The 8,751-nt window shown below is 44.5% G+C and carries 8 protein-coding genes; 2 read left to right on the top strand and 6 right to left on the bottom strand.

Annotation, left to right across the window (positions count from 1 at the left end; genetic code table 11):
• The first annotated feature begins 304 nt into the window (after positions 1–304).
• Positions 305–892 (top strand): isochorismatase family protein, encoded by a 588-nt coding sequence (locus tag ASN18_RS13795; RefSeq protein ID WP_085053367.1) that lies wholly within the window; start codon positions 305–307, stop codon positions 890–892.
• A 32-nt stretch (positions 893–924) separates the two neighbouring features.
• On the opposite strand, the gene ASN18_RS13790 is transcribed toward ASN18_RS13795, so the two are convergent.
• From ASN18_RS13790 to ASN18_RS13770, 5 genes are all read right to left on the bottom strand, one after another.
• Positions 925–1,413 (bottom strand): hypothetical protein, encoded by a 489-nt coding sequence (locus ASN18_RS13790; RefSeq protein WP_236861763.1) that lies wholly within the window; start codon positions 1,411–1,413, stop codon positions 925–927.
• Between the two features lie 154 nt (positions 1,414–1,567).
• On the bottom strand, positions 1,568–3,241 hold the full coding sequence (ade, locus tag ASN18_RS13785) for an adenine deaminase (protein ID WP_236861762.1): 1,674 nt from the start codon (positions 3,239–3,241) through the stop codon (positions 1,568–1,570).
• A complete protein-coding gene (locus ASN18_RS13780) occupies positions 3,195–4,826 on the bottom strand; it encodes a GGDEF domain-containing protein (RefSeq protein WP_085053365.1) in 1,632 nt (543 codons plus the stop codon). Before ASN18_RS13780 ends, ade begins: the two co-directional genes overlap by 47 nt.
• 20 nt (positions 4,827–4,846) lie before the next feature.
• On the bottom strand, positions 4,847–5,188 hold the full coding sequence (locus ASN18_RS13775) for a hypothetical protein (protein ID WP_085053364.1): 342 nt from the start codon (positions 5,186–5,188) through the stop codon (positions 4,847–4,849).
• 88 nt (positions 5,189–5,276) lie between these two features.
• Positions 5,277–6,185, bottom strand: a complete 909-nt coding sequence (locus ASN18_RS13770; protein ID WP_085053363.1) for a LysR family transcriptional regulator — start codon at positions 6,183–6,185, stop codon at positions 5,277–5,279.
• Positions 6,186–6,690: 505 nt separating this feature from the next.
• On the opposite strand from ASN18_RS13770, the gene ASN18_RS13765 reads away from it, so the two are divergent.
• A complete protein-coding gene (locus ASN18_RS13765) occupies positions 6,691–7,527 on the top strand; it encodes a septal ring lytic transglycosylase RlpA family protein (RefSeq protein ID WP_085053362.1) in 837 nt (278 codons plus the stop codon).
• A 61-nt stretch (positions 7,528–7,588) separates the two neighbouring features.
• Here the strand turns inward: ASN18_RS13765 and ASN18_RS13760 are convergent, their stop codons facing one another.
• Positions 7,589–8,581, bottom strand: a complete 993-nt coding sequence (locus tag ASN18_RS13760; RefSeq protein WP_085053361.1) for an ATP-dependent 6-phosphofructokinase — start codon at positions 8,579–8,581, stop codon at positions 7,589–7,591.
• Between the last annotated feature and the right edge of the window lie 170 nt (positions 8,582–8,751).

The following is an 8,751-nucleotide window of genomic DNA, read 5'->3' as shown; positions in this document are numbered from 1 at the left end:
TTCCCGTTAGGAACCCTTTCCATTTGACACCTCCATGTGAGTTTCTTATTTTACTCTTTTTTGGTGTCCACTTTTTTCAGCTTACCTCATTGTAAATGATGACAGAAATGTAGTATACTTTTTTGTGCAATAAACCCTTTACTGTGTATTGGAGTTAACCTCAATAAGCTCAGATTCGCGTGAATTTATATGACTGACGCACAAAGTAAGGAAACCACTTGATCAGGAGATTCGGTGACGGTGTGGTACTATTGAAAGTGATAGATGCGAGTTACTGGCGGTACAGAAAAGCGAAACAACGGTGATGAAACAAGCGCTTCTCATCATCGATGTTCAACGAGATTTCTGTGAAGGCGGTGTTTTGTCTGCAAGAGACACCCACAGTTTAATTCAACCGCTGAATGAGGCAATCTCATGGTGCGTTGAACACGATATCGTTTGCGTGTTCACGCGTGACTGGCATCCATCTGACCACTGCTCGTTTATTTCTCAGAGTGGGACTTGGCCCACACATTGCGTACAAGGTACGTCCGGTGCGGAGTTCGCAGATGGACTTAACATTCCTGTGTCTGCCCTCGTGATTGATAAGGATTCAGATAAGGACACGATGAGTTACTCAGCCTTTGGAAATACTAATCTTGATAAGAAATTGCAGCAAATAGGCATCATCGAGGTAGCGGCAACAGGTATTGCTACAGATTACACTGTTCGTGAAACAGTTATAGATGCTCTGCGTTGCGGGTTCAAAGTAAGTGTTCTCATCGACTTAATCAGACCGATAGATGTCAAACAGGGTGATTCCGATAAAGCGCTTAATGATATGAAGACGGCAGGCGCATCTCTACTAACCAGCAAAGAATGGCTCCAGAAAGTAAGTTATGCAAGAGGCTGACATCATGTTACATTCTTATTGTGCAGTCAGTATTAACCATCAAGTTTAGCCAGGTCAGCCAAATCCCCAGGGCGTCCTGCAGCACGTTTATTGGTCTTTAGGCATTCTAACCCAATGACTGTCAACTCCAAGCCGCTGTGTGTGACAGTTAAGCGCCTCGAATAGCAATCAGTGAATTCCACACCATCCACTGTCGTCAGGATGTCAATTCGTACAGGCGGGTACCCTAATTGAATAATATTTCCTGGGGTTAAAAAATCTTCAGGTCTTAATCCAAGTGAGGAAAATCCAAAATCGTCCAATACATGCAGTATCTTAGCTGCATTTTCTTCAGAGATTCTTATCCAAATATCCAGGTCACCCGTATAACGCGGGTGGCCATGGAATGCTACGGCATAGCCGCCAACGATCAGGTATTCAACCTTTTTGTCGATTAATAACTCGACAAACTCTCTGAAGTCCTTGTATATCATCGCCGTGGTACTGCCTGCGGAGTATCTCGACAGCCTCAAGCCGTTCACTGACCGGCCTGCTGAGCCAATACTGGCAATCAGAAGGCTCCTCACCCAAACGGACTATCTTGACATTTTTCTTAATTCTCTCCATATGAACTATTATGACACGAGCCTGTTCCCTTTTGCCAGAGAAAAGATTGCATCAATATGAGGCATATCCCTACTTTGCAAATGAACTTGTAAACTGAAACGTGTCTGAATCAAACAGCCCCCTGTCACTGAGCTTAAGGTGGGGGATGACCAGCAGGGCCATAAATGACAGCGTCATAAACGGGGCGCTTAGTGATGACCCAAGTGTTGCTGCCAATTGGTTTAGCTCTGCATAACGCTGGGCAACCTCATAGCCGTCATCTGTAGTCATTAATCCCGCAACCGGTAAAGGCAGTATCTTTTTTATATCTTTTGTTACGGCGCAAATCCCTCCCCCGTGTTCTATAATCAGATTCACCGCCTCGCAGATGTCGTCATCCGTAACACCAACTGCCACTACGTTGTGCGAATCGTGTGAAATGCTTGAGGCAATAGCGCCGTCTCTCAGCCCAAAATTATGGATAAACCCAATGGCGGGCGGCGCATGTCTTTCATAACGGTTGACAACTGCAATTTTTAGTATGTCATCATCAGGGTTGGATACCATATTTCCATTTGAAATCATGGCCCGTCCATGCAGCTTTTCAGTAATCAAATTTCCATCAGCCGCCCCTATTACGTTTAACGTGCCGCCGGAGTTTGGGACAAAGAAATCCCCGGGGCTTTTTGGTGCGGCAGTAAATTTATTCACAATCCTGCATGGTACGCGAGGAATCAGAGATGCCCTGTTTTCGGCAATGAGCTGACCGTCAATATATGTCTTGAGGATATTGAAACTCTCAAAGCCGTCAATTACGGCGAAGTCTGCCGCATCCCCGGCACGCAGCAGCCCGGCATCCAGACCGTAGTGCAGCACGGGATTAACACACGCGCACCGCAGTACCTTCATTATACTGTGCCCGGCCCTCAGTGCTCGTTTGACCATGAGATTAATATGGCCCTTGGCGAGGGCATCGGGGTGGATGTCGTCAGAGCAAAACATAACGTCGTGCCAGTGGTCTTTGATAAGCGGCGACAGGGTATCGAAGTTTCTTGCCGCTGACCCCTCTCTTATCAGGATTTTCATGCCGTAGGAGATTTTCTCTAACGCCTCGTCAAGCGAGAGGCATTCGTGGTCTGTGGTAATCCCCGTTTTTACATATTTTTCGCATTGAGCGCCTCTGAGACCCGGGGCGTGACCATCAACAGGCTTGCCGTATTTCTGAGCAGCCCGGATTTTAGCCATAATATCAGGGTCACCGTTAATAACGCCGGGGTAGTTCATCATCTCACTCAGGTATTTTATCTCATCCCGCTGTAATATGGCGTCACACTCAGCGGTATCGATTGTGCCTCCGGCAGTCTCAAATCCGGTTGCAGGGACACATGAAGAAGCCCCGAAGAAGAATTTAAATGGTACTGATTTGCCGTTTTCTATCATATAGTCAATGCCAGCAGCCCCAAGTACATTGGCAATCTCATGTGGGTCGCTTACTGTGGCCACAGTGCCATGAGTCACAGCTATACGGGCAAACCCTGAGGGTATAAGCATAGAACTTTCCACATGGACATGGGAATCTATCAGGCCTGGGATTATAAATACGCTGTAAAGTCTGTTGTTTTTTGTTATAGCGGTGATTTTTCCTTTAGAGACCTCAATTTCAGCGGCGTATATGGCAGAGTTTATTACATCTACAACATTGCCTGTAATGACAAAATCAGACTCCATGCTTTTCGTCTCTGATAACGACAGTATTTTTGCCATTCCATTTGGCTTCATAGAGGGCGCTGTCGGCCTTTGCAAGCAGCTCCTGAGATGATACGTCCTCGTCCTTTTGATAATCGGCAAGCCCCACGCTGACGGTCATTTTTATGGACAGGGCGTTTTGTTCGAACACCGAGCCTTCAATGTTTTTTCTTATCCTCTCGGCTACAATATACCCGCGCAATACATCGGTATCTGGCAGGATAACCGCGAACTCCTCCCCACCATACCTGAAGGCTACATCGTTATCACGAATGGAGTCCTTTATGCGCTGGGCCGCTGATTCAAGCACGAAGTCCCCAACGATGTGTCCATAGGTGTCATTTATACGCTTAAAATCATCCAGGTCTATCATCATAAGGGTGATGCCTTTGCCCGATTTGTCCGCGCTTGCCAGTTCTTTCTCTACAGTGTAGCTGAAATGCCGCTTTGTATATAAACGCGTAAGCTCGTCCGTTATGGCCATCGCATAGAGGTGTGAATTTTCAAATGCAATGGCAATATGACCAGACAGTGCACGCAGCAGTTCAACCTTTTTTATTATAAATGGAGAGATTGTTTTTTTTGCATTAATCAGTGCCAGCGGTTCACCGGACTTTGCAATGTTTAAGCAGATGTCCTTTTTATCATGTGATAAGATAAAACTGTTTAACTTCCCCTCTATCCATAGGTTAATCATGCTGATAAGCGGGTCATCGGCCTCGATTTTCCTTCGGACAATCCCATCTCCTGCCATAGGTTTGGTAAATACGCTGTACTTACCGCTCCTCTTTGGCATGACGATGGATACCTCATCGGCCTTCAGACAATCGCTGAAAATATCCACAACTATTGTTTTAAGTTCTTCGATGTTAATAGTTTTGCTGAGCTTATCGACCATCGCATAGAGGAGGTTGACCTCTTCGCTTTGACTGATTATTTCTTTTATATATCTGTTAATTTTCATGGAAAGAAGCGGGATAAGCAGCAACAGACAAAACAGCCCTGAGCCGATTATAAGCGCTACCATTTTTGTAATCAGCGCTGTGGAGCGCTCAAGTGTGCGGTCAACGATGAGCTTGCCGTTTATTTTTGCTGTGCCGTGGCAACTGTAACACTGTGGTTCATTAGAAATAACGGAGACATTTCTGAGGACATCCACACCGTTGTTGTTTTTCACCTGTGCAGTGAAATGGGTTGGACGGCTGCCTTTGGTCCTGTGGCAGTTGAGGCAAAAGGCATTTTTGTCTTTGTCATAAACTACTTTACCAATGACGCCCTGGTCGGTTGAATATGCAGCCACACCCTTGTTGTTTAAAATCATAATGGATGAAACGTTATTCTTGTTCCTTACGATTTGCTCAATTGCATGTTTGAGATAAGGAGACCTTGTCAGCATCAAATGCTTCAGGCTTGACTCAATTGAGTAGCTTAACTCCTGAATGTTAGCCTTTGTGTCTTCGTAAAAGGTATTCTTTACTAAAATGACAACGATAACTGTTAGCAGCACAAAATAAACGCCAAGAAACCCTAAAAGCCCAAACAGTATTCTCTTCTTCAGGCTTTGCGTCCAGTCTGAATTTATTTTGTTATTTGTCTCTTCCAAAATACATATACACGGTTAGACTAGGCCGTAACAGGCTCGGTCAACCCCTTCATAAGGCTTGCAATTCTTGAGATATTGAATGCAAGCGTCCCTGCGGCATTAGCAGGGTTTTGCAGGATACTATTTTTAGTCAGCAGAGCTGAGGCCAATGCCTCATTCTCATTTTTTATTGTCGTTGTAGCATTAGTATTTGTGGCGGACGGCCTGGTATTAGTTATTTCTAACGTATATGCCTCAGAATCTGTCTTTTCAGGTTCAGATACAGCAGGGGTATCTTTCGTCGGCCTGGTATTCACATTTGTATTTGAGTTCTCAGCGGCAGGATTTAGAGAAACACCAGCGGGAGTCTGCCCTATTGTCATGTCAACACCTCCTTATTTTTGCAGTACTGCTAAATATAACACAATGCCTGAAAATAATCAACTTCTCCGGGCTGCCAGTGTTACTTTGTCAATCAGCAAATACCTCATCATACTTATAACTCCTTGCAAATGAGAGGAACTCCTCAACCATGTAAGATGAGTTATTTTTATTGCTGTAGACTACTGAAATATCCTGAGTGATTCTGTTCTTTTTTATTCTCAGGGCCATGAGCTTCCCCTCGAGGATTTCCTTTTTTACCGATAGCTTAGACAAAAAAGCAACGCCTAAGCCCTCAAGCACGGCACTTTTTATCGCCTCGATGCTCTCAGAAACCATAAAGATTTTCAGATGCTGCATATTTATCTTGCATTTGCAAAAAAACTCCTCTATTAATTTCCCTGAACTTGAGAGGTCATCTCTGACGATGAAGGGTTCTTTCAGCGCCTTTTCTATCGAAATATCCTCAAACTTAGCCAATGGATGTGACGCCGGTACGATAAGTAACAATTCGTCAGTGTAGAGCTTCCCTGCGGTTATCTTATGAGCTTTTATCTCGCCTTCGACAAAACCTATGTCTATTGCTGCAGTGTTCATCATCTCTATTATTCTTTTTGAGTTTCCAAGACGCAGGGATATTTTCAACTTTGGACTTATTTTCCTGAAATCAGCCAGCATCACCGTAAGCATGTAATGCCCAATCAAGGACGTGGCGCCAATTTTAATTGAGCCTTTTACCAGCCCTGTCAGTTTACAGATAGTCTTCTCGGCATCAGTGTATAAAGACAGTATCCTTTTTGCGAAATCGTAGAGGATTTCCCCCGAAGGCGTCAGAATGACACTGCTTGTCGTGCGCTCGAAGAGTTTTGTATTGTAAAACTCCTCTAATACCTGTATCTGAGAGCTGACAGCCGGCTGTGTGAGGTGTATTACCTCAGATGCCTTCGAGAAACTCTTCAGCTCTGCAACCGTACAAAATACCCTTAATTTATCATCCATCGCTTATACATGCCTACACACCCCTAAAATATATGACCATCTTAACATAGGTGATTTATATTACCACAAAAAATATTGATAAGTTAATAAAAAAAATTAATATAAAAAAAGTGGCATAAGGACAAAAAGCACTTGACAATGGTTGTTTCTATAATGTAATATGAAACCGGTTGGGGCAGACTTAAAAATCTATAGTGTCGCTATCAGCAGCCAGCAAGTGTATTGGTGGACAGCAGGTAGACCAGTAGTTTTAGTAAGCAGTTAAGAAGCTGTCATAAGATAACTGGTGTTGAGTTGTAGATTTAGAGTAGGATTAACTGGTGGGTAAATCCTGTATTGCTCTGTCATAATCGCGGCATTAAATCTTAATTGAAGGCCGCTTTATCATTACGGAAATTGTTGTTGATTTACCAGGCTGCGCGCCGCATTATTGCCAGATGTTTTTAGCAAAGCTCCTGCAAATGCACAGCATAGGAGTAAAAACGTAAACGCCGGAGGTATTTTTATGAAACAAAGCACTTCTTTATTCAATCGCAGTTTTATGTTAATCGTGGTATCATCAGTGGTGGTTCTTGCCGTTGGTTTATATGCCGTTCCATCAGAGGCCAAAAAAACTGTAGCAAAAAATTCTCTATCTAAAAAATATGCCGCCGCCTCGTGGTACGGCAAAGAGTATCATGGCAGGAGGACATCTTCAGGCGTTGTCTATGACATGAACTCAGCTCAGGCAGCGCACAAAACACTCCCTTTCGGTACGAATCTCAGGGTTACGAATCTCAGAAACGGCAAATCCACTAAAGTCAAAATCACTGACCGCGGGCCTTTTACAAAGTCAAGGGATATTGACCTGTCTTATAAGAGCGCAAAGGATATAGGTATCGTAAGCAGCGGTGTTGCAAAAGTTAAGATCGATTACATACTCAAAGACGGCACAAAAACACAGTATGTCGATATATCCGACTTGAAGACTTTACCGGACAGGCTTGATAAAATTGCCTTTCTCGATTATAAGAATGCCGCCATTATGAAGCGTATGCTGCCGGGGTCACAACGCGCCTTTATAAAAAAGTCAAATGTTGGTGGTCGTCCTGTTTACATCGTATCCACGCAGAACTCTGTAAATTCTCCTAATGATAAACGCTTGAAAGACAAGGAGGTCTTGCTCACTGCCCTAAAGTCAAAGGTTGAGCAGACAAAGACAGCAAATAAGGTGGCGTTAATGTTGGCATACAACGTTACTCCGGTCAAGCAGATTGCCGGTCATAGCGTCCCTTCTACCTTTATTAAGTCGTCTGATTACTTTGCGGGTTCAGCGCGATTTCACGTCAGGTTTCGGTCATAAGAGCCCATCTATAAGGAGACTTACTAATAAGCCGACCTCATTTAGAAGTCGGCTTATCTGGTTATATAGACAGTATCTCTGCCGCCTTCAGCAAGAACGGATCAACGGCCTTTTTCTTGTATACGGCATCCTCTATCGGGGTCAGCACGCACTTGTTGTCAATTTCACCAACCATGACATTGTCAGCGCCTTCGATGAGTTTCTCAACGGCAAACAGACCTAGTTTGCTTGCCAATAGTCTGTCAAAATAGACAGGGGTTCCACCACGCTGGATGTGCCCGATAACCACTGCGCGGCAGTCCAGTCCGTCAGAGCCTATCTCTACAGATAAGTCCAGTTGTTTGGTTTTCTCAAGTACCTGATATGCACCGCCCTCAGCACATCCCTCGGCAACGACTATAAGGCTGCTGGTCTTGCCCTTGCGCCAGCCGCTGATAAGATGGGTTACTGTGCTGAGCAGGCTTGTGTTTACCTCAGGGATGAGTATCTCTTCGGCACCACCGCATATGCCTACATGGACAGCAACAAACCCCGAGTGAGCGCCCATTACTTCCACAATAAAGACCCTCTCGTGAGAGGCTGCCGTGTCCTTAATTTTATCTATAACGTCAAGTGCAGTCTGGACGGCTGTGTGGAAGCCGATTGTATTGTCAGTGCCGTAGAGGTCGTTATCTATTGTGCCGGGCAGGGCTATAATTTTGCCTTTATAGAATTTACGAAATTCCAGTAAACCTGTCAGTGTACCATTTCCCCCTATGGCAACGATGCCGTCAATTTCTTGGCTGTGAAGAAAATCAGCGGCCTTCTGCTTACCCGCATCGGTCATAAATTCCTTGCTGCGGGAGGTTTTTAAGATTGTACCTCCATGTTTCAGGAGATTCGACACGATGCGAAGCTCCATTTTTTTATATTCCCCTGCCATCATTCCCTGGTAGCCGCGCATGATACCTATGACCTCAAAGCCATAATGTATACCAGTGCGCACTACTGCCCTTATGGCAGAATTCATCCCCGGGGCATCGCCCCCGCTCGTAAAGACGGCAATTTTTTTCACAGGTCACTCCTTTACAAATTGATAGAATGTAGTCCACTAACATACATGAATCAAGGAGGTTGTGTCAACAGCAGCAATTCTCCCAAGCTCCGACATAGGAATTTGCACCTATCGCTATAAAGGGTTTTTGAGAGCATTATTTGTCATTTATAGTATTATCAACCCATGAT

It is taken from the genome of Candidatus Magnetominusculus xianensis (genome assembly GCA_001541255.1).
In the GTDB taxonomy this organism is placed as follows: domain Bacteria; phylum Nitrospirota; class Thermodesulfovibrionia; order Thermodesulfovibrionales; family Magnetobacteriaceae; genus Magnetominusculus; species Magnetominusculus xianensis.
The sequence above is the reverse complement of the archived record's forward strand: the minus strand, read 5'-3'. Positions and strand labels throughout refer to the sequence as shown.